We start from the raw sequence: 21,926 nt of genomic DNA, 5'->3' as shown, positions 1-21,926 counted from the left end.
AGATCGACGATGAACGCGCCCTGATCGGTCTCGCGAAAGGTCTGCCCATGTCGCAGCTCGTCGTCCAGCACGAACCTCGGCGAGGGCTTCGCGCCCGCCGCCTGATCGCAGCGGTCACGGCGCTGGCGCTCGTGGCGCTGCTGATGGTGGTGTTCCCGCAGCAGGCAGGCGCGTACCCGCCGGGCGTCCCGTCCAAGGCAGTGGCACAGTCCGAGCTCAACGCGCTCACGGTGCGGGCCGAGAGCGCGTCCGCCCCGTACGACCGCACCCTGTTCCCGCACTGGATCACGGTCAGCGGCTGCACCACCCGCGAGACGGTGCTCAACCGCGACGGCGACGGCGTAGTGGTCGGCAGCGACTGCTACCCGACGTCGGGAAGCTGGTACAGCGAGTGGGACGGGCTGACGGAGACAGCGCCGTCGGACATCGACATCGACCACGTCGTGGCCCTCTCCGAGGCCTGGGACTCGGGCGCCAGCGAGTGGACGACGAGCCGTCGGCAGGACTTCGCGAACGACCTCACCGGCCCGCAGCTGATCGCCGTCACGGACAACGTGAACGTCTCGAAGAGCGACAAGGATCCCGCCGAGTGGGTCCCGCCGCTCGCCGGCGCGCGCTGCGCCTACGCCAAGATGTGGATCCACACGAAGTACCGCTGGAGCCTCACGCTGGACTCCGCGGAGAAGGCGGCACTGCAGCCGCTGCTCAACACCTGCTCGTCCTGAACGCCCCCGTCCGCCACCGCCCGTGCTGTCAGACCCTCAGGTCACTCCGGTGACCTGAGGGTCTGACACGTACGTAGGACAGCGCCGCGTAGAGCGCCTCCTCGGCGTCGCGCGCGGCCTCGTAGGCGTCCTGGCAGGCGGCGTAGCCCGCGCAGGCGACGTCGAGCACGGCCGTCGCGGCCGAGGAGGCGGCTTCGGTCCGTCCCGGGCCGACGTCGGCGTCGGCGTCGGCGTCCGCGTCCGCGTCACCGGCCACGGTGAGGCCCGCCGCACGCTGCCGGGCGGCCCGGAGCTGCGCCAGCCCCGCACCGTGCCTGGCCTGCCCCGACTCGAGGGCCGAGGCGTAGGACTCGAGCGCATCGGCCACCGCCCCGAAACCCGGCACTCCGTCGCGGACAGTCCGGGCGCCGACCCGGAGCGCCACGGGGTCCCCGTCCGGCGGGCGGCCTACCGCCGTGTCCCACTCGGCCGCCGCGATCCGTAGGTCGTCGAGCAGACCCTCGACGTGCTCGGGCGCATCGCTGTGCTCGAACGCCTGCCGGATGCGGCTCAGGCCGTTGATCCGGCTCTCGCACAGAGCGGCGAGCTCACGGGTCGTCATGCCGGCCCGTCGGTGGCTGCCCGCCGGACGGGCCGGACCGGCAGGACGCGGGGACCCGAAGTCGCCGTGGGCTCGGGGGGCGAGCTCGCTGCGGTCCGGGTCGGTCGGCTCCGGGTCGGTCGGCTCCGGGTCGGTCGGCTCCGGGTCGCCGGCGTCTCGACCGGCTCCACCAGCGCGTCGGTCGTGGCCGGCGTGCGGGGCGGGACCAGCGGCGCCGTCTGCTCCATCACCGACAGGACGCGCTGGACCTTCGAGATCTCGCGGAGCGCCGCGGCAGGGTCTGCCTCGCCTCCGGCGGAGCGCAGCACGTGACCGAACGCGGCACGCGCCGCCTCAGGCACTTCGAGCACCCCGTCGCCCAGCGCTATGACGTCGGCGAGCCCGGCCAGCCGGACGGTGACGGCCACCCGGTGCGTCGTCGGCCAGGTGACGCCTGCCGCGTTGAGCTGCTGCACCGAGCGCGCGATGGTCTCGGGGCTCATGCCTCCGCGCCTCCGGCCCGAGCGTTCGCACGCACTGTCCGCGGCGCCGTGGGCACCGCGTCCTCGTCGGCCGTCAACCTGTCAGTCATACCGCTCCCCTCGGGCATCCCGGTGCACGTCACAGGAATCTCGAAAGCCTACGGAGGCGACGCCCGTCGCGACATGGGGAGCCATCCCCATCCCGCGAGCGCCGGTCCCCCACCCCGGGCCGCCGACGCTATTGACCTGCTGTCCGTTCCGGGTGAATCTTGTCGGGCCGCGGGTCGTGCCGCGCCTGATCGCTCCATCGCTCCACCACTCCGAAGACGAAGCAAGGACGAGCACAGGGAGTTTCGATGACATCGCTGTCAGTACCCTCCGACCATCCACGCCGACGTGTCGGCACCCGCCGCGCCGTCGGCTCGGCGACGGCCCTAGCCCTTGCCTGCCTCCTGGCCGTGCCCCTCGCCCCGGTCACGCGGGCCGATGCCGCACCGCAAGCACCAGCCGCGCCGGACGCCGTCGTCTGCGACATCTACTGCGATGCCCGGGACCCCGGGCTCGCCGCGGGCGACCGCACGCCGGTGAGCGCCGCCGTCCACGGCCGGACGCTCCGGCTCCACGTCTCCGACCCCGATGTCATGGGCTGGGGCACCGTCGAGGGCGGCCGGGCGGGCGACGAGGTCTGGCTCGACCGGTCCTTCGACGGCGGCAGGACGTGGGCCTCGGGCAGCAGGCTCGGCGTCACCACGATCCCAACGGGCTCCACGAGCTGGCGCACCCAGATGTACAACGTGGACGACTGGAACACCGCGGGCATCGGCGCCCTCCGCGTCTGCGGCAAGGCGGGCGACCGGCCCGAGATCGCCTGCACCGGCTGGGCCCGCAACGACCGCAACGCCGGGAGCCGCTCGACGGCGGCCGCGACCGCGCTGATGATGCTGTGGGACCGCAACACGGGCCTGTTCGAGACCAACGGCTGGTGGACCGGCGCCAACGCGCTGACCGCCGTCATCGACAACGCCCGGATCAGCGGGATGGGCAGCTACCGGTACGTGATCGCGCAGACGTACGACAAGAACGTCAACGCGCGGCAGGGCCAGTTCCGCAACGAGTACCTGGACGACACCGGCTGGTGGGGTCTTGCCTGGATCGCCGCCTACGACCTGACCGGCGACAGCCGGTACCTGAACACGGCCCGGGCCGACGCCGACCACATGCGCGCCTACTGGACCTCCAAGTGCGGCGGCGGCGTCCAGTGGAACACCGGCATCGCGTACAAGAACGCCATCACCAACGAGCTGTACATCCAGCTCAACGCGGCGCTGCACAACCGCATCCCCGGCGACACCACCTACCTGCAGCGTGCCCAGGAGAGCTGGAACTGGTTCCGCGCCAGCGGCATGATCAACTCCGGCAACCTGGTCAACGACGGGCTGAACGACTCGTGCGCCAACAACGGTCAGCCGACGTGGACGTACAACCAGGGCGTCATCCTGGGCGCCCTGGCCGAGCTGCACCGGGCCACCGGGGACGCGTCACTGCTCAGCACCGCCCGGACCCTGGCCAACGCCTCGACCAGCTCCACCTACCTCAACCCGGGCGGGGTGCTGCGCGAGGTGAACGAGGGCGACGACTGCAACAGCGACGGCGCCTCCTTCAAGGGCGCCTACGTCCGCGGCCTGGGCAAGCTGAACGCAGCACTGGGCGACCGGCCGTACAGCGCGTACCTCGACCGGCAGGCCGACACCGCGTACGCCAACGACCGTGACTCGCTCAACATGTACGGCCCGCACTGGAACGGCCCGCGGGTCCCGGTGAGCTCGGGGCACGGCTGCCAGCACGGCGCGCTCGACCTGCTCAACGCGGCGCAGGCGAGCTAGGACCCACGACGTGTCAGACGGGCAGGCCACCCGAGTGACCTGTGCGTCTGACACGTTGCGGGTGCCCGGTGGCAAATGACCTTGCCGTTCCTGGGAGAATGGGGGGTTGTGAGTACCGAGCCCTCTTCCACCCCGGTGTCCGACGGCGATCGCGGCCGCGCGGGCGGAGGCCGGAACCGCCGTCGTGGGCCGGGCAAGCAGGCGGACAAGCAGAACCGCCGACCCCGGCGCAACGGGCCGCAGCGGGTCTCCACCGCGCAGCTCGAAGCGGCGGCGGCCAAACGTGCCGCCGTCGAGGTGCCGCCCATCACCTACCCCGGGCAGCTGCCCGTCTCCGCGCGCCGCGAGGACATCGCCGCCGCGATCCGTGACAACCAGGTGGTGATCGTGGCCGGCGAGACCGGCTCCGGCAAGACCACCCAGATCCCGAAGATCGCGCTCGAGCTGGGCCGCGGGCGGCAGGGCCAGATCGGGCACACCCAGCCCCGGCGCCTCGCGGCCCGTACGGTCGCCGAGCGCATCGCGGAGGAGCTCGGCACGGAGCTCGGCGGCGTGGTCGGCTACCAGGTCCGGTTCACCGACCAGTCCAGCGAGGACACGCTGGTCAAGGTCATGACCGACGGCATCCTGCTCGCCCAGATCCAGCGCGACCCGCAGCTGCTCGCCTACGACACGATCATCATCGACGAGGCGCACGAGCGGTCGCTCAACATCGACTTCCTGCTCGGCTACCTGTCGCGGCTGCTCCCCCAGCGGCCCGACCTGAAGCTGATCATCACGTCGGCCACCATCGACTCGGAGCGGTTCGCCGCGCACTTCTCCCCCGCGGCCCTGGCCGAGCGGGGCGGCGCGCCCGCGTACGTCACCGACGTGCTCCCCGAGCTGGCGCCGATCGTCGAGGTCTCCGGCCGGACGTTCCCCGTCGAGATCCGCTACCAGCCGCTGTCCCCGGACGAGGACCCGTCGGGGGCCGATGCGTCGCGGGCCGACCCCTCGCGGGTCGAGCTTGCCGAGGCCAAGGGGTCTCGACAAGCTCGACCGGCGGGTGGCGCTCGACCGGCGGGTGGCGCCCGACCAGGGGGCAGCGCCCGCGCACCGAAGAACGCGCGCGAGGAGAAGGACCTCGTCACCGGCATCGTCGAGGCCTGCGACGAGCTGCTGCGCGAGGGCAACGGCGACATCCTCGTGTTCCTCTCGGGGGAACGCGAGATCCACGACACCGCCGACGGGCTCACGGGCCACCTCAAGGAGCGCGTCCGGGACCCGAAGCATCCGCAGCACGTCGAGATCCTGCCGCTGTACGCGCGGCTGTCGAGCGCGGAGCAGCACCGGGTCTTCCAGCCGCACGCGTCACGGCGCATAGTGCTGGCGACCAACGTCGCCGAGACCTCGCTGACCGTCCCGGGCATCCACTACGTCGTCGACCCCGGTACGGCCCGGATCAGCCGCTACTCCAAGCAGACCAAGGTCCAGCGGCTGCCGATCGAGCCGGTCTCGCAGGCCTCGGCCAACCAGCGCAGCGGCCGGTCCGGCCGTGTCGCCGACGGCATCGCGATCCGCCTCTACTCGGAGGAGGACTTCAACGGGCGCCCCGAGTTCACCGAGCCCGAGATCCTGCGCACATCGCTGGCGTCCGTGCTGCTGCAGATGATCTCGGTGGGCGTGGTCAGCACGCCCGACGACGTCGCCCGCTTCCCCTTCGTCGAACCCCCGGACACCCGCGCGATCCGCGACGGCGTCCAGCTGCTCACGGAGCTGGGTGCGCTGGAGGAGGTCGACGACGTCACGCGGCTCACCGAGGTGGGCCGCACGCTCGCCCAGCTCCCGATGGACCCGCGGCTGGCCCGCATGGTCATCGAGGGCTCGCGGCACGGCGTCGCCCGCGAGGTGGCGATCATCGCGGCCGCGCTGTCGATCCAGGACCCCCGCGAGCGCCCGGCGGAACAGCGTGCGCAGGCCGACCAGCTGCACGCCCGGTTCGCCGACCCGCGTTCCGACTTCCTCACGTACCTGAACCTCTGGGAGTACGTCCGGGAGCAGCAGCACCAGATGGGCAGCTCGGCCTTCCGCCGCCTGTGCAAGGCGGAGTACCTCAACTTCCTGCGCATCCGCGAGTGGCAGGACGTCGTCGCGCAGCTCCGTGAGATGTCGCGGCCGCTGGGCATAGAGATGTCCTTCCAGCCCCGCCACCGCCCCGCCACGACACCTCAGGCCGCCGGCGACAACGGTGACCGAACCGCAGAGGCGGAGGGCGGCCAGGACCAAGAGACGCCGTCGTACCGCCAGACCTGGGACGACGACACGATTCATCGTTCGCTGCTCGCCGGGCTGCTGTCGCAGCTGGGCATGCAGGACAGCGGGGAGGTGAAGGCGTCCGCCGTCGCGCACCTCCGTGGGGCGCAGCGGGAGATCGCGCTGAAGCGCGCCAAGAAGCAGGCGCGGAACGAGTACATCGGCGCCCGCGGGGCGCGGTTCGCCATCTTCCCCGGGTCGCCCCTGTCCAAGAAGCCGCCGGTCTGGATCATGGCGGGCGAGCTGGTCGAGACCAGCCGCCTGTGGGCGCGCGACGTCGCCCGGATCCAGCCGGAGTGGGCCGAGGACCTCGCCGGCCCGCTCGCGAAGCGCACCTACTCGGAGCCGCACTGGTCCTCCAAGCAGGGCGCGGCGATGTGCACCGAGAAGGTGCTGTTGTACGGGGTGCCCATCGTGTCCGACCGGCGCGTGCTCTACGCGAAGGTCGATCCCGAGGCCGCGCGCGAGATGTTCGTGCGGCATGCGCTCGTCGAGGGCGAGTGGACCACGCATCATCGGTTCTTCCACGACAACCGCGCGCTCCTGGAGGAGGCCGGCGAGCTCGAGGCCCGTTCCCGGCAGCGCGGGCTGGTCGCGGACGAGGACGACCTGTTCGCCTTCTACGACGAGCGCGTCCCCGACTCCGTGGTGTCCGCCGCGCACTTCGACCGCTGGTGGTCGCGGGCCCGCAAGGAGACGCCGGACCTCCTCACGTTCACGATGGAACAGCTGGTCGGCGACGCGTCGGTCGATACGTCAGCGTTCCCCGAGCGGTGGCCCCAGGGCGAGCTCTCCCTGCCGCTCACCTACCAGTTCCAGCCCGGGTCCGACGCCGACGGCGTCACCGTGCACATCCCGATCGCGGTGCTCGCGCGCGTCGTGCCGGACGGGTTCGACTGGATGGTGCCCGGGCTCCTCGAGGAGCTGACCGTGGCGACCATCAAGTCGCTGCCCAAGGCGGTGCGGCGTGAGCTGGTGCCGGCGCCGGACGTCGCGCGCGACGTCGTCGCGTGGATCCGCGAGGAGTGCCCGGCGTGGGAGGACATCGTCCGGGCCGGCGACATGGCGGAGTCCTACGTCGCCGCGTTCACGCGGGCGGTCCGCGCGCTCCGCGACGTGATCGTGCCGCCGGAGGTCTGGGACGAGGAGCGGATCGCACGCCTTCCCGGGCATCTCCGGGTGACGTTCCGGGTCGTCGAGGAGCGCGGGCGGGGGCGGGACGCGTCGGCGATCGTGCTGGACGAGTCCAAGGATCTTTTGCTGCTGCAGCGGAAGTTGGCTTCGCGGGCTGAGGCTGCTGTGCGGTCTGCTGTGAAGGGGGCTGTGGGTCGGGCTCTGGCTGAGGCTCGGGTGGCTGGGGCGGGCGCGGAAGGCGAAGACCCTCGCGCGGACGCGTTCACGGGCCCCAAGGGGCCCTCCACTTCGGGAAGGAATACGTCCGCGCGAGGGTCTTCGCCTTCCGCGCCCTCCGTAGGTCCGTCACCTTCTGAGGTGGGTGCGCGCAGCTCCAGTCGGGGGGTGGTTGACGGGGGTGCTGGTGCTGGGGCTGGTGCGGTTGTTGGGGAGCAGAGCGGGCTGACTACCTGGCCATCTGGGTTGGCGGACGGCGGGTCGTTGCCGGTTTCCGTGTCTACCGGGGTTGGGGCCGGGGTTGTCGTGCGGGGGTATCCCGCGCTGGTGGAGGAGGTTGCTCCCAAGGTGAAGGGGCAGGCTCGGTCCGTGGGGGTCTCGCTGCGGATCCTGGCCGACGAGACACGGCGGGATGCGCTGCATGCCGCTGGCGTTCGGCGGTTGCTGGTGTCCGAGGCTGCGCTCGGTACCGGGCGGGTGACGTCGCGGTGGACCGGGACGCAGTCGCTCACGATGGCGGCGTCGCCGTATCCGAACACCGAGGCACTGGTGGCGGATCTGCAGCTGGCGGCTGTTGTGTCGTTGACCTCAGGTGCGGACTCGGCGCGGTATGACACGCCTTCGGGTGGGCCGGATGCTGCGTCCGTGCGGACTGCCGCTGCCTACGCCGACGCGCTGGCGTTCGTGCGTCGGCATCTGGAGGACGAGGTCTACCGCGTCGTCGGGCACGTGGTGGCCGCACTGTCGGCGAGCCGGACGCTCGAGGCGGAGATCCGCGCGTCGGGCAGCCTCGCGCTGCTGAACACGCTGCAGAACCTGCGCGAGCATCGCGCGACCCTCATCCACGACGGGTTCGTCTCGGCGACGCCGCCGCGGCGGCTGCCGCACCTCGCGCGCTACCTGCGCGCGGACTCGCACCGCCTGACGAAGGCGGCGGAGAACCCGGCACGCGACTCCGACCTCGCCTGGCGGATCGGCGACGTGACCGCGGCGTACGAGAAGGCGCTCGCCACCTACGCGGCAGGCTCCCCCGACGCCGCACGCGCCGCCGAGCTGGCGGACGTTCGCTGGATGCTGGAGGAGCTGCGGGTCTCGTTCTTCGCGCAGCAGCTCGGCACGGACGGCACGGTCAGCGAGAAGCGCATCCGGAAGGTGCTGGTGCCGAACGGCTGGTGAACCCGGGAGATGCGGAGGGGCCGGCCGCGAACGTCCGCGACCGGCCCCTCCGACAGCCGGTCAGTCCAGGTAGGCCGCCCGGCCGTAGGCGTTCGGCGGTGCAGGGTCACCCTTCTTCACGAGCAGCACCTGGACGGCGGTGATCCGCGTGGCGTAGCTCTCGGTGCCCGCACGGCCGCTGTTCCTGGCCCAGCCGAGCCAGCCGGTCCCGGCTACGTGGGTCCGGTAGTAGATGTCGTACTGAGCAGCCATCTGGTCGGTCAGTCGCATCCGGTAGGCCGAGGTGCGGTTGGTCGCGTGGTACGTCCCCGCGACACGATCGTTGGACACGTAGCTGCGCCAACCGTCGCCCTCGACCCGGGCCGCCACCTGGACGCCGCCCGAGTACTGGGTCCCGTCGACGTCGACGCGCAGCGCGTTCAGGCGCTGGTTCGTGCTGGTCAGGCCCGCGGTCGCACCACCGATCACAGGCGCGCGCCACGTGTTCGACGGCCGGAGGTAGGAGCTGACGTGCACCTGCTGCTGCACCGGGGCGCTGTAATAGGCCGCATTGCCCGACGCGGACTCCAGGCGCTTGCCCGTCGGTAGCACACGGATCTCGACGGCCTCGATGGTGTGACCGAATCGAGTAGCGCCCGCGTTCTCACCGTTCTTGGCCCAGCCGAGCCACCCGCGCTGCGGTGAATAGGCGCGGTACCAGACGTCGTAGTAGGGGGCCAGCACACCACCGTCATCGATGCGGAACGCCTCGAGCCGGCGGTTCTCACCGACGCTGCCGAGGTAGTAGACGTCGTCCTTCCTCTTGAGCCCCTCCCAGCCGCGGCCCTGGACGTAGCCCTCGGAGTTGAACCAGTAGTCGGCGCTGTAGCCCTGGTCGGCAGGGGGCTCGCCAGACTCGGAGTACGAGTACCCGGGGCCAGGCCACGGTTTGGCGACCAGCATCTCCAGAGCCAGACCACTTCCCGGTTCACCGACCAGGCCGGTCCCACCGTTGTCCCCGGTGCGGCAGTACGGGTAGTTGCTCAGCCATCTCGTCCCGATGGTCTTTCCGCCGGCACAGACATCGGCGCCCACCCGGTCGCCGATCTTGACCGAGGTCGTGACTGTCTTGGGCGTCATGCGCGGTCCGTAGGCGGTCACCCGGGCCGTCAGGGTCTGTCCCTCATCGGACGGAAGGCTGAGGTAGTAAGCGTCCTCGTCACGCTCACCAGAAGAAACCACCTTGCCGGCCCGCAGCCACTCGTACCTGTAGCGCGTCGGCTTCGGCGAGAACCCGGACACCTCGGCGCGCAGGCCTGGGTCCAGACGAATGTCCCCGGCCGCCGTGATGGTTGCCTTGCCACCTGTGAAGGCACAGTCCTTCGCGCAGATCCGGGCCGTCGTGGACAGCGTCGGCTCACCCTCGAACTGCCGGTACTCGGCAGTGATGTTCTGGAAGCCGGTACCGACGAGGGACTGCTCCACGAGGACGGTCTCGGACGGCGCGTCGAACGTCGTGCGGCCGACCTCCCGAGTCCCGTACCGGAGCACGACCTCGCCCATGGCCCGGGCTGACAAGTCGCTCGTGAGCACGACCTCCAGCGGGATACGACCGTCGTCGGGAGTACCGTCCTCCGGTTCGGTCACGGTGACCGGCGGCGGGGTGGGCCTCGTCGTCCCGGCGGTCCCGACAAGAAAGCTGTTCACCCGGGTCGGACCGCGTACGCCGTACTGGTCGATGCCCCGCAGGTGCAGGTACTGACGGCCTTCTGCCGTCGGGACCACGGTGATCAGGGGTCGCTCGCCGTCCACCACGGCGAGGCTCTCCCAGGCCGTCGGCCGGGTCGAGCTGCCCGTCACGGCGTACTCGAACATGACCGGCTCGCCCTCACGCGTGGCTGCGACGAGGTACTGCCCGGCCACGCCCACGCCACCCCGGGCCTCGCCGTAGACGTACGCGGCGTCGGCGCCGAGCACCGGCACGACCGCCGAGACGACAGGTGGATGACGCACGCCGAAGACGCACGACGCCACAGGTTCCGGGTTCCAGAGACCGTCAGAGCCCCGGAACCGTACCTCGAGGGTGTAGACCTTGCCGTGGTCCAGGCTCAACGTGCGGTCCCGGCTGGTGGCGACGTTGTCGTCGACCGGCGCAACGGTCACGTCGACGTCCACACCGTCCGGGTTGACGACCGCGTACATGACGGCGGTCTCGGCCGTCGGCACCTCGAACGTGGTGGCCCAGTGCGCCACGAGGTAGTTACCGTCGCCGGTGTGCCAGGTCGGCTCATCACCGCAGGGCACGCCGTCGATCGTCGTCGACAACCCTGGGACCGCGTCGGTGGCGGACGGCGACGGCTCCGCCGTCGTGGCGGACGCCGGAATCGCCGGCCCCGTGACCAGGCCGGCGAGCAGCGCGCCACCCGTCAGGACTGCCAGGACACGGCTCGGTACACCCGTAGATCGCATGGGGTTCAAATCGTCGTTCCTCTCAAGGGCCCTCAGGGGCCGCAAAGGCCCCGCGCAGGAAGGGCTGCGCCGAGACTAGGTCGGGCGAGAACGCGACAACAACGAAGGTCCGGGAAGTTCACCCGCCCTCACTCCCGGAGTTTTCTCCGGGCCGGATCAGGGCCACACCAGGGAGTCACCGGATACCCGCCGGCACGCAGCAGACGTACCGTCGATGGCATGAGCACACCCACACTCTCCCGTCCCCGTCAGGGCCGCATGATCGGCGGCGTCTGTGCCGGTATCGCCCGCCGATTCGGCTGGAATCCCACGACCGTGCGCATCGTCGCCGTCGCCTCGTGCCTCATCCCGGGACCGCAGTTCCTGGCCTACGTGATCGGCTGGATCTTCATCCCGAACGAGCGCCAGGCGGCATGAGATCACCCTGGGGACTCCCAGGGAAGGATCAGGGGCCGACCGGGGCATCACCGGATTCTCAGGCGCCCGCGACGTCCGTACCGTCGATGACATGAGCACACAGACACTTTCTCGTCCGCGCCAGGGACGCATGATCGCCGGCGTCTGCGCCGGCATCGCGCGCCGATTCGGTTGGGATCCCACGCTGGTCCGGATCCTCACCGTCGCCTCGTTCCTCATCCCGGGGCCGCAGTTTCTCGCGTACATCGCGTTCTGGATCCTCATGCCCAACGAGGACTGAGCGTCCACACCTCCGACACGCCGGGCCCGGGTTTTCACCCGGGTCCTTGGCGTGTCGCCGGATGCTCTGCAACGCTTGCAGCAAGATCCGGAAACGGCCGCGCAACGCCGCGCGCGCCTCAGACCGGGACCACGCCGCAAGGAGCCGCAATGATGCGCCGTCCGAACGCGCCCCGACGACTGCTCGCCACCCTGACGACCTTCGCCGCCGCACTCACCCTGGGCCTGGTCGCGACCACGGCCACCCCCGCCGTCGAACCTGCCCGGGCCGCGACTCCCGCGCACGGTGACGGCGACGTCATCCTCAACATGTTCCAGTGGACCTGGGACTCCGTCGCCGCGGAGTGCACGAATGTCGTCGGCCCGGCCGGGTTCGGCTACGTGCAGGTCTCCCCGCCCATGGAGCACGTCCGCGGCTCCCAGTGGTGGACGTCGTACCAGCCCGTGAGCTACCGGATCGAGTCCAAGCTGGGCACCCGCGCCGAGTTCGCGAACATGGTCGCCGCCTGCGACGCCGCCGGTGTGGGCGTGATCGCGGACGCCGTCGTGAACCACATGGCGGGCGCGGGCCGGTCCGGGACCGGCGTGGCGGGGACCGCGTACTCGGACGACAACTTCACCGGCACGTACGGGTACCAGGACTTCAACGACTGCCGCACCGACATCTCGGACTACACGAACCGGTACCAGGTCCAGAACTGCCGCCTCGTCGCGCTGCAGGACCTGCGCACCGGCTCCGACTATGTCCGAGGCAGGCTCGCCGCGTACTTCGACGACCTGGTCTCGCTCGGCGTCGACGGGTTCCGGATCGACGCGTCGAAGCACGTGCCGGCATCGGACCTGGAGGCCATCAAGTCGCGGATGCGGAACCCGAACGTCTTCTGGGTGCACGAGGTGATCGGCGCCGCCGGGGAGCCGGTCCAGCCGTCCGAGTACCTCGGCAGCGGCGACTCGCACGAGTTCAACTACGCGCGCCAGCTCAAGCACGACTTCGACGGGCAGATCAAGAACCTTCGGTTCATCGGCGACGGCAAGCTGCAGTCCGGACGGGCGGGTGTGTTCGTGGACAACCACGACACCGAGCGCAACGGCGAGTCGATGAACTACAAGTGGGGCGCCAAGTACGTCCTGGCCAACACGTTCCTGCTGTCCTGGCCGTACGGGTCGCCCACCGTGTACTCCGGCTACGAGTTCTCGAACAACGACGCCGGCGCGCCGGGTGCCGGCGAGACCTCGGTCCCCGACGCGACCTGCGGCGCCGGGCGGTGGACCTGCACGCAGCGCTGGACGGAGATCCGAGGCATGGTCGGTTTCCACAACGCGGTGGCGGGAACCGCGGTCACCAACTGGTGGGACGACGGCGGAAACCTCATCACCTACGGCCGCGGCAACCGCGGCTACGTGGTGCTGAACAACACGGCGTCGGCCGTGCAGCGCTCGTTCCAGACGCCGCTCCCGGCGGGCACGTACTGCGACGTCGTCGCGTCGTCGAACTGCTCGGTGAAGCGGACCGTCAACGCTGACGGCTGGTTCACCGCGACGGTCCCGGCATACGGGGCGCTGGCGATCCACGTGAACGCCCGCGGCTGAGCCCCGTTCCCACCGGGGTAGTCGAAACCCCGCTGGTCGAGCTTGTCGAGACCTGTGTCTCGACAAGCTCGACCACCGGGGCCGGGTCGGGCGGGGAAGGTGTCAGCGGAAGAGACGGCGGGCGCTGCCGAGGTCCAGGAAGACGGTCTCACCCGTCGCGTCCTGCACGCCGTCGTTGTCCGTGACGGCGTACACCCGGCCGTCACCACCGATCGTGAGGCCCTCCAGCTTCTCCTGCGTCCACCCGTTGGTGGCACGCAGCGCGGGCAGGACGTCGATCGCGAGCCGCTTGCGCAGCACCGGGACCGTCCCCGGACGCGGGTCGCGCTTCGGCAGGTCCACCGTGTAGACCGCCTTGAGGGCCGCCGCCGGGCCGTTCAGCTTGTCCCGCTCGATGACGGCGAGCGTGTCGCGGTCCACCACCGTGATCTCGGACAGACCCACCCAGTCGCCGTCGGCCGTCGGGGTGGACAGCGGGTAGCCGAACCAGGTCCACTTGCCGGTCGCGACGTCGTACCGCCCGATGCGGGCGTAACCGCCCACGCCGTCGTCGCTGGTCAGGCCGCGCTGCAGCGCGACGAACAGGTGCTCGCCCGTCCGGTCCACGGTCCCGGTCACACCCTCGATGCCCCACTTGCCGAGACCCGCGGCGACATCGGCGGGCAGGCTGACGCGCTCCTGCACACGGCCCGACGGCGACACGCGCACCAGCGCGTTCTCCGCACCCGTCGCACCCTCGACGCCGAGCCAGAAGCCGCCCGCCTTGCCCCGGACCGACGGCCGCGCCCAGATGCCCTCGGCGTCCAGCCCGGCGGGCTCGCCGTCCTCCGTCACGACGATCTCGCGGTCGATGACCGCCGGGCCGCTCTTGCCGCGCTGACCGGCGGTCGAGACGGAGAGGATCGACGTCGGTGACTTCACGGCGTCGGTGACGGTCCACAGCCGGTCGCGTTCGCTCAGGTCGGCCGAGAGCGCGCCCAGCGCCGACCAGCCGATCGGCTTGACCGCACCCGTCGTGGTGCGTGCGTCGGCGGACACCAGCGTCGGGAACGCAGGCGAGCCGGCGTCCCGCGCGTAGCGGTGTCCCTTGCCGAACACCGAGACGGACGCACGGACGCCGTCCTCGGCCGAGTCCTCCTCGGAGGACACGACGAGCAGGTTCCGCGACGGGATCGGCAGGATGCCCTCCGGACCGTTGGTCGTGGCCAGGACCTGCACGAACCGCGGGGAAGTCGGGTCGGACACGTCGTACACAGCCACGAAGTTGGAGCGCTCGGAGCCCACGAACGCGTAGCGGACGCCGTCGAGCGTGGCCACCGCGAGGCCCTCGATCTCGACGCCCTTCTTGCCGGCGCGGTCCTCGTTGTGCAGGCCCACACGGACGGCCAGCTCCTCGAGGTCCGCACCCGCGTCCCAGACGACGTCGCCCGTCGCGGCCTCGAAGACCGTCCAGCCGCGAGTGCCGCCCTTCCAGTCGCCCTCGTTCGCGGTCGCGACGTGCTCGTCGTCGACCCAGCCGATGGCGTCGGGCTCGCGCGGGGCCGCATCGAGGGAGCCGGTCTGGTCGATGGCGCCCTCGTCGTCCGCGTCGACGCCCTCCAGCGCGACGTCGCCCGCCGAGAACACGTTCTCGAGCTCGCCGGACACGACGTCGAGCACCGCGACGCCGTTGTTCTCCTGGAGCGTCACCGCGACCTTGGTGTCGGACGGGTTGATCGAGACGTACTCCGGTTCCACGTCCTGCGGGGTGTCCAGGCCGGCGGCCGCGAGCGCCGCCGCGTCGAGCGTGACGGGGCGGGTCCGCCAGGCCTGAGGGTCCGCGCCCGGGAGGTCGACGAGCTGCAGGAACCCGGCGGGGGCCTGCGGAAGGTCGCCCTCCTCGCCGTCGCCGGTGTCGGGGAGCACGTCCTCGTCGCGCTGGTTCTCCATGGCGATGACGGCGCGGCTGCCGTCGTGCGTGACGGCGATCGAGTCGGGCTGACCGCCCAGGTCGATGGAGCGCACGCGGGTGCGGGTCGCGAGGTCGACGACGTCGAGGCGGCCCGACGGCGCGGTGAACGACGTCGAGCTGTCGACCACCACGAGCACGTAGTCACCGACCACGGCGACCGACGTCGGCTCGTCGTGCTCGGAGCCGAGCTCCGCGAGGGAGAGCGAGCCGAGGCCGCGGGGCGAGTCGGGGTCGCTGATGTCGACGAACCCGATGCGGCGTGCGGCGGCGTCGGTGTGGATGAGGGTCCTGCCGTCCTCGCTCACGGCGGAGATCTCGGCGACCGTCTCGTCGGCGGGGTCGGTGCCCGCAGGAGCGTTCTGGAAGACGGGGTAGGTGGCGAGCCGGTGGAAGGTCGAGCTCAGCCCGCTGGTCGAGCTCAGCCCGCTGGTCGAGCCTGTCGAGACCCCACCACGCTCGGTCGAGGGAGCCGCGAAGGCCGGGAACGCGCTCAGCCCCAGTGCGAGGACGGCGCCGGAAGCGATGAATGCCGCGTGGCGGCGATCGAGAGACACACGGGCAGGCTGGCCCCGGCCCGTGGCAGCCGGGCCGACCCGCGATGACGACAAGATGGACACCGCGTGAACTTCGGCGACGGGCCTGCCCCGCCCGCACCGCCGTCGCCCCAGCGGGGCGGACAACTACTGTGGGCAAGTGACCGTTCTTGCCGAACTGCGCGCGCTGCTGCGCCTGCCCGGGTTCCGCAAGCTGTTCACCGTGCGTCTCGTTTCCCAGGCCGGCGACGGCATGTTCCAGGTGGGCCTCGCCAACCTGCTGTTCTTCAGCCCGACGTCGCAGGGGTCGGCGGCGGCTATCGCGGGCGCGTTCGCGATCATGCTGGCGCCGTTCACGATCGTCGGCCCGTTCGCCGGCGTGTTCCTCGACCGGTGGCAACGGCGGCAGGTGCTGGTGTACGGCAACGCCGTGCGCGTGCTGATCACCGGCACGATGGCGGTGCTGATGCTCACGCAGGGCGTCACCCCCGCGATCTACGTGCTGGGGCTCGCCGCCCTGAGCGTCAACCGGTTCCTTCTCGCCGGTCTCTCGGCGGGTCTGCCGCGCGTGGTCCAGGGCGACCTGCTGCTCACGGCGAACGCGCTGACGCCGACGCTCGGTGCGGGCGCCGCGTTCCTCGGAGGCGGCATCGGCTTCGTGCTCGGCCTGGCCGTACCGGCTGGCCGCATCCAGGACGCGGCGGCCCTGACCTGCGCCTGCGTCGTCATGGGCTGTGCCTCGCTGCTCGGGCTGCGGATGTCCCGCACGCTGCTCGGACCGCTGCAGCCCGCCGTCGGCTCGATCCGGAGCGAGCTGACGGCGGTGGCGAGCGGTCTGGCCGACGGCGCCCGCTACCTCGCCGCGCGCCGCACCCCCGGTCAGGCGCTGCTGGTGATGGCGCTGCACCGCTTCCTGTACGGGGTGGTGTTCATCGCGGCGATCCTGATGTCGCGCAACCTCCTGGCCGAACCGGGCGACCGCACGGCCGGTCTCACCACCTTCGCCACGGTGATCGGCGCGACGGGTGTCGGTGGCGGGCTCGCGATCCTGCTCACCGCGTTGCTGGCGCGGCGGATGGCCCCGCAGTCCTGGATCGCCGTGATGCTGGTGGTGGCCGGCGTGTCGCAGCTGATCCTGGTGCCCGAGCCCGGCTTCGTCGGCGTGGTCACCGCCGCCGCCCTGCTCGGGCTCGCCGCACAGGGCGCGAAGATCGCGGTCGACACGATCGTGCAGCGCGACTCGGAGGACGCCTACCGCGGCCGCGCGTTCGCCTTCTACGACGTCCTCTACAACGCGGCCTTCGTGGGTGCGGCAGCCCTCGCGGCCTTCCTCGTGCCCGACGCCGGGTGGTCGCCCGGGCTCTTCGTCGCCCTCTCCCTCGGGTACCTGGCTACCGCGATCGTGTTCGGCATGCGTGGCTCTCGCACGGCTTCCGTTCCTCGGCAACCGCTGGGCGGGTGAATTAGTGGATGAGGTCCGGTCTCTAGAGCCGATCGTGCCTGTTTTGCCGGCCGAACGGTGCAAGGATTGACGTACTTACCTACACAGGGACTGGAGGCATCCGTTCATGTCCGACGCACCCGCCGTCACCCCGACACCCACCTGGGGCGAGGTGTTCCCATGGTTCCGCGAGGTCATGGCTGAGGACGACGCCTGGTACGTCGGTCAGGTCGACAGCAAGACCGACATCGGTACCGCCCGCCTCGCCGAGGCCGCCGTAACTCGCCTCAAGTCGTTGCCCGTCGGCAGGCTCTTCCCCGCAGTGCGGCGGGTCGAGCGCCTCGACGAGCTCGACTGGCCCAAGCACCGACTCGTCAACGCGCTGCACCGCGGCGGCTGCTTCACCGGGGACGACCTGTCCTACATGGTGATCGCCGAGATGCTCTCGTGGGAATCGGTCGGCCCGATCATCGTGAAGCAGATCCTCGAGGTAGTCGCACTCGAGGAGATCCGGGTGAGCACGGCAAAGTAGCGAGTCAGCGCTCCGCCCGCCGGGCTGCCGCCTGCCGCCGGCCCGCGATGACCGCGAGCGGCACGGCCCCCAGAGTCAGCAGTGCCTGAACTACCTGCGTCGCACCGTAGCCCGCACCGAAGGCATCTGCTGTCTCGGCCACCGCCGCGATCCCCAGCACCCCGACCACGGCAGCCAGGAGCGCGCCGATCCGCCGCGTGATCGGCGCGGCCCAGCCGCACAGGGCCGCCGCCGCGACGACCAGCAGGTTGAGGGCCATCGCGACGACGAGTGACCAGACCATCCCGGGTCGCGGCCCGCCATAGGGCAGGGCCGCGACCACCGGAAGCAGCACGTTTGTCCACAGGGTGTGGATAAGTGCCCCGGCCAGGGCCACGGCGAGACCGGCCCGGCGCGCCGTCGCCGGCTTGCGCAGGAACAGGGCGATCAGCACCCCGGCCAGCAGCACCGTCAGGGCGATGATCGCGACGAGCGTGCCGAGCACCAGCTCGGGGCGGGCGCCGTTCACGAGCTGCACCCCCGCTGTGCCGAGCTGGAACAGCAGGTGCAGACCGACGACCGCTACCGCCCCGACGAGGACGCGTCTGGACCGGAGAGCTGCGGCTCCGACCCCGAGCACTACCGTTCCGGCCATCGCCGCGTTCTCGATCACGAAGATCGCGTTGTCCACCGTGAAGCCGAGATCGAGCTCGTTGCCAGGGATCAGCAGCCGCATCGGGACGGACGTCCACACGGCGGCCGCGAGAAGAAGGACGCTGAGCGCGGCGGGCCGACGTCCGGCGTCGGGCAGGGTGTGCATGGCGACACTCTCCCAGAGGTCACCCACACCGTGGGGTTGAAGGCACGCTGTGGATAACTCCGCGGACCGGTGGCCCGGGCGTGGAACCATGGAGGGGTGCCCGCTACCGTTCCCGCCCCGCGCATCCACCCCGCGGCGATCAAGCTTCTGGTGGGCAGTGGCGCGTACCTGCGCGGCGAGGACTACCAGAAGCAGGGCCGGGTCATCTCGTGGGAGTGGCTGCCGGACGACCTCCTGCTCATCTCGTGGGTGCGCGGCAGCGGCCGCAGCACCTACTCCTGCTCCATCCAGTTCCGGACCAACAGCCCCGGACCGCCCGTAGTCGTCGGCACGGACTGCACGTGCCCGGTCGGGTCCGCCTGCAAGCACGTCGTCGCGACGCTCATCGAGTCCGGGTCGGACGGCCTGGCCTCGATGGTCCGGCCCGCGTCCTCGCTGAAGCGCACGCCGCAGGTACCGGAGTGGAAGGCCGCGGTGCAGCAGCTCGTGCCGACCGCTCCGGTCGAGGCTCCGCCTGCGCACCCGTCGACGGCCGAACCCCGGCCCGTGCTGGCGCTGCAGCTCCGCGTGGACGGCACGACCATCGACAACAACCTCTCCCTGTCGATGCGGCCTGTCCAGCGCAACAACAAGGGCTCGTGGGTGGGCGGCACCGCCTCGTGGAACTACATCCGCAACGGGTTCCTGCGCGGCGTCGATCCCGTCGTCCGGGAGTGGTTCACCACGCTCGACGCCCTGCGCGCCACGAGCCCGCGCGGCTACGGCTACGTCAGCGCTGGTGACTGGATCAGTCTGGACGACGTACTCCCCCGCCCGTTCTGGCGCCACCTCGCCGATGCCGCGGACCTTGGCATCGAGCTCGTCGGCAAGTCGAAGCGGGAGTCGGTGCGGCTGGCCGGCGAGGCGTCCATCGCCCTCGACCTCTCCCTGCCCGACGGCGGCGCGCGGCTCGAGCGAACCGTCTCCTTCGACGGCGCCGTCACCCTGGCGACCTCGGTCGGCGCGCTGGGTCGGCACGGCCTGTTCGCCGTCGAGGAGTCCCCCTCGGGCCGCACCATCACCCTCGGCCCGACGGCGGCGCCCCTCACCGACCAGGAGCACGCGGCGGTCCACCTGGCCGAGCTCAAGATCCCCGCAGACGCGGTCGACGAGTTCCTGGCGGACTATCTGCCGCTGCTGCGCCGGGAGGTGCAGGTGCACGCCGACCCCGACGTCGAGCTGCCGGACCTGCCGCAGCCCCAGCTGGTGGCCACCGTGAAGGCAGTATCGCCGGCGGAGATCAGCGTGGCGTGGCGGTGGGCGTACCCGCCGTCGGACAAGGAATATCCGCTCACCACCGCTATGGAACCGGGTGCGGACCTGCGTGATCTCGCGGCGGAGGCCGCGACCCTGGGCAGGGTGATCGCCGCCGTACGCGAGGTGCCTGGCTTCGGCCACTTCCGGGTGGCGCCCGAGGTGTTCCGCGGGCTGCAGGCGATGGACTTCGCCACCACCGCGCTGCCCGTGCTCAAGGAGCAGCCGGACGTCCGCGTGGAGAGCGAGAAGCTGCCCGAGTACCAGGGCCTCGAGGCGACACCGGTGGTCAGCATGCGTGCGGACGACAGCACCGACCTGGACTGGTTCGACCTGGGTGTCATGGTCACGATCAACGGGCGGGAGATCCCGTTCGGCCCGGTGTTCGATGCGCTCGCCCGGGGCAAGAAGCGGTTCATGCTCACCGACGGCTCCTGGCTGCGGACGGACCTGCCCGTGTTCGCGCAGCTCCGGGCGCTGATCGAGGAGGCGCAGCGACTCTCCGACCAGCCGGGCAAGCTGCGGATCAGCCGGTTCAACGCCGGCCTGTGGGCGGAGCTGGAGCAGGTGGCCGACATCGTCGAGCAGTCCGACCGGTGGCGCCGCTCGGTGAGCGACCTGGTGTCGCTGACCGCCGACGGCGTCGACGGACCGGAACCCGTGCCGCCGCCCGTCGGGCTGAAGGCCGATCTGCGGCCCTACCAGCAGCACGGCTTCGAGTGGCTCACCTTCCTCTGGCGGCACGGGCTCGGCGGGATCCTCGCCGACGACATGGGCCTCGGCAAGACCGTGCAGACCCTCGCCTTCGTCGCCCAGGCCAGGCAGGAGCGGCCCGACGACGACGCGCCGTTCCTGGTCGTCGCACCGGCGTCGGTGGTGAGCAACTGGGCCGCCGAGGCCGCCAAGTTCACGCCGGACCTGAAGGTGGCGATGCTGTCGACCACCGCCGCGAAGGCACGGACCACGGTCGCGAAGGTAGCCGCGGGCGCCGACGTCGTCGTGACGTCGTACGCGATCTTCCGCCTGGACTTCGAGTCGTTCGCCGACGTCGAGTGGAGCGGCTTGATCCTGGACGAGGCGCAGTTCGCCAAGAATCACCAGACGCGCGCCAACGAGTCCGCGCGCCGCCTCAAAGCGCCGTTCAAGCTGGCGATCACCGGCACGCCCATGGAGAACAACCTCATGGAGCTGTGGGCGATGCTCGCGATCGTGGCGCCGGGACTGTACGGGTCACCGACCAAGTTCCGCGAGGACTACGTCAAGCCGATCTCGGGTGAGGGCGACTCGACGCCGCTGCTGGCCCGGCTCCGCCGTCGGATCCGGCCGCTGCTCCTGCGCCGCACCAAGGAGCAGGTGGCACCCGAGCTGCCCGAGCGGCAGGAGCAGGTGCTCCGCGTGACGCTGGACCCGAAGCACCGCCGGATCTACGACACGCACCTGCAGCGCGAACGGTCGCGGCTGCTGGGTCTGCTCGAGAGCTTCGACGAGAACCGGGTGGCGGTCTTCCGCGCCCTGACGACGCTGCGCCGCATGGCGTTGGACGCCTCGCTGGTGGACCCGGAGTACGAGGGTGTCCCGTCGGCCAAGCTGAGCCTGCTCGCGGACCAGCTCGCGGAGGTCGCCGCCGAGGGACACCGCGCGCTGGTGTTCTCCCAGTTCACGTCGTTCCTGGCCAAGGCGGCAGAGGTGTGCACGTCGCTGGGGATTCCGTACGAGTACCTCGACGGGTCCACCCGGAAGCGTTCAGAGGTGATCAACCGGTTCAAGGACGGCACCGCTCCCGTGTTCCTGATCAGCCTCAAGGCCGGCGGGTTCGGACTCAACCTCACCGAGGCCGACTACGTCTACCTGCTGGACCCCTGGTGGAACCCGGCGACGGAGGCGCAGGCGATCGACCGGACGCACCGGATCGGGCAGACGCGGAACGTGATGGTGTTCCGGATGGTCTCGGAGAACACCATCGAGGACAAGGTGATGGCGCTCAAGGCACGCAAGGCCCGGCTTTTTGATGCGGTGCTGAGTGATGACGCCGGAGCGTTCGCGGGCTCGCTGGGCCCGGAGGAGATCCGAGGCCTGCTGGAGGCTTGACCGCGGGTCGCACCGACCGCTGGTCGAGCTCCCCCACCGCTGGTCGACCTTGTCGGGACCCAGTCGG

At 71.0% G+C, this 21,926-nt stretch carries 14 protein-coding genes; 9 read left to right on the top strand and 5 right to left on the bottom strand.

The annotated features are described in order from the left end of the window. Window positions 1-47 precede the first annotated feature (47 nt). Window positions 48-725, top strand: a complete 678-nt coding sequence (locus ACNYC2_RS28300; protein ID WP_419704918.1) for an HNH endonuclease family protein — start codon at window positions 48-50, stop codon at window positions 723-725. A 28-nt stretch (window positions 726-753) separates the two neighbouring features. Here ACNYC2_RS28300 and ACNYC2_RS28295 read toward each other — a convergent pair whose 3' ends face one another. After that, window positions 754-1,326, bottom strand: a complete 573-nt coding sequence (locus ACNYC2_RS28295) for a hypothetical protein (RefSeq protein WP_419704917.1) — start codon at window positions 1,324-1,326, stop codon at window positions 754-756. After that, the gene (locus ACNYC2_RS28290; RefSeq protein ID WP_419704916.1) at window positions 1,323-1,808 is read right to left on the bottom strand and encodes a hypothetical protein; all 486 of its coding nucleotides are present in this window, start codon (window positions 1,806-1,808) and stop codon (window positions 1,323-1,325) included. The genes ACNYC2_RS28295 and ACNYC2_RS28290 overlap by 4 nt, the downstream gene beginning before the upstream one ends. A 335-nt stretch (window positions 1,809-2,143) precedes the next feature. Here ACNYC2_RS28290 and ACNYC2_RS28285 point away from each other — a divergent pair, with 335 nt between their 5' ends. Together ACNYC2_RS28285 and ACNYC2_RS28280 are read left to right on the top strand one after the other, a co-directional pair. Beyond that, entirely contained in the window at window positions 2,144-3,670 is a 1,527-nt protein-coding gene (locus ACNYC2_RS28285) for a glycoside hydrolase family 76 protein (protein WP_419704915.1), read from the top strand. Window positions 3,671-3,778: 108 nt separating this feature from the next. Continuing rightward, window positions 3,779-8,488, top strand: a complete 4,710-nt coding sequence (locus ACNYC2_RS28280; RefSeq protein ID WP_419704914.1) for a DUF3418 domain-containing protein — start codon at window positions 3,779-3,781, stop codon at window positions 8,486-8,488. Between the two features lie 60 nt (window positions 8,489-8,548). Here the strand turns inward: ACNYC2_RS28280 and ACNYC2_RS28275 are convergent, their stop codons facing one another. Further along, entirely contained in the window at window positions 8,549-10,936 is a 2,388-nt protein-coding gene (locus ACNYC2_RS28275) for a hypothetical protein (protein ID WP_419704913.1), read from the bottom strand. Window positions 10,937-11,155: 219 nt separating this feature from the next. On the opposite strand from ACNYC2_RS28275, the gene ACNYC2_RS28270 reads away from it, so the two are divergent. From ACNYC2_RS28270 to ACNYC2_RS28260, 3 genes are all read left to right on the top strand, one after another. Continuing rightward, the gene (locus tag ACNYC2_RS28270) at window positions 11,156-11,353 is read left to right on the top strand and encodes a PspC domain-containing protein (protein WP_419704912.1); all 198 of its coding nucleotides are present in this window, start codon (window positions 11,156-11,158) and stop codon (window positions 11,351-11,353) included. 91 nt (window positions 11,354-11,444) lie between these two features. Beyond that, a complete protein-coding gene (locus ACNYC2_RS28265; RefSeq protein ID WP_357455064.1) occupies window positions 11,445-11,633 on the top strand; it encodes a PspC domain-containing protein in 189 nt (62 codons plus the stop codon). A 149-nt stretch (window positions 11,634-11,782) separates the two neighbouring features. Further along, window positions 11,783-13,222 carry an alpha-amylase gene (locus tag ACNYC2_RS28260; protein WP_419704911.1) on the top strand — a complete coding sequence of 480 codons (1,440 nt, stop codon included), beginning with the start codon at window positions 11,783-11,785 and terminating at the stop codon, window positions 13,220-13,222. Window positions 13,223-13,324: 102 nt separating this feature from the next. Here the strand turns inward: ACNYC2_RS28260 and ACNYC2_RS28255 are convergent, their stop codons facing one another. Beyond that, window positions 13,325-15,727: an esterase-like activity of phytase family protein gene (locus ACNYC2_RS28255; protein WP_419704910.1), complete on the bottom strand. Its 2,403-nt coding sequence runs from the start codon at window positions 15,725-15,727 to the stop codon at window positions 13,325-13,327. A 139-nt stretch (window positions 15,728-15,866) separates the two neighbouring features. Here ACNYC2_RS28255 and ACNYC2_RS28250 point away from each other — a divergent pair, with 139 nt between their 5' ends. Together ACNYC2_RS28250 and ACNYC2_RS28245 are read left to right on the top strand one after the other, a co-directional pair. Then, the gene (locus ACNYC2_RS28250; RefSeq protein WP_419704909.1) at window positions 15,867-17,168 is read left to right on the top strand and encodes an MFS transporter; all 1,302 of its coding nucleotides are present in this window, start codon (window positions 15,867-15,869) and stop codon (window positions 17,166-17,168) included. A 106-nt stretch (window positions 17,169-17,274) separates the two neighbouring features. After that, complete coding sequence (locus ACNYC2_RS28245) at window positions 17,275-17,679, top strand: hypothetical protein (protein WP_357448055.1); 405 nt, start codon at window positions 17,275-17,277, stop codon at window positions 17,677-17,679. A 4-nt stretch (window positions 17,680-17,683) separates the two neighbouring features. Here ACNYC2_RS28245 and ACNYC2_RS28240 read toward each other — a convergent pair whose 3' ends face one another. Next, complete coding sequence (locus ACNYC2_RS28240) at window positions 17,684-18,478, bottom strand: hypothetical protein (protein ID WP_419704908.1); 795 nt, start codon at window positions 18,476-18,478, stop codon at window positions 17,684-17,686. Window positions 18,479-18,574: 96 nt separating this feature from the next. Here ACNYC2_RS28240 and ACNYC2_RS28235 point away from each other — a divergent pair, with 96 nt between their 5' ends. Further along, window positions 18,575-21,859 (top strand): SNF2-related protein, encoded by a 3,285-nt coding sequence (locus tag ACNYC2_RS28235; RefSeq protein ID WP_419704907.1) that lies wholly within the window; start codon window positions 18,575-18,577, stop codon window positions 21,857-21,859. Window positions 21,860-21,926 lie beyond the last annotated feature (67 nt).

Source organism: Promicromonospora sp. NFX87, assembly GCF_048564965.1.
Taxonomy (GTDB): Bacteria; Actinomycetota; Actinomycetes; order Actinomycetales; family Cellulomonadaceae; genus Promicromonospora.
The sequence above is the reverse complement of the archived record's forward strand: the minus strand, read 5'-3'. Positions and strand labels throughout refer to the sequence as shown.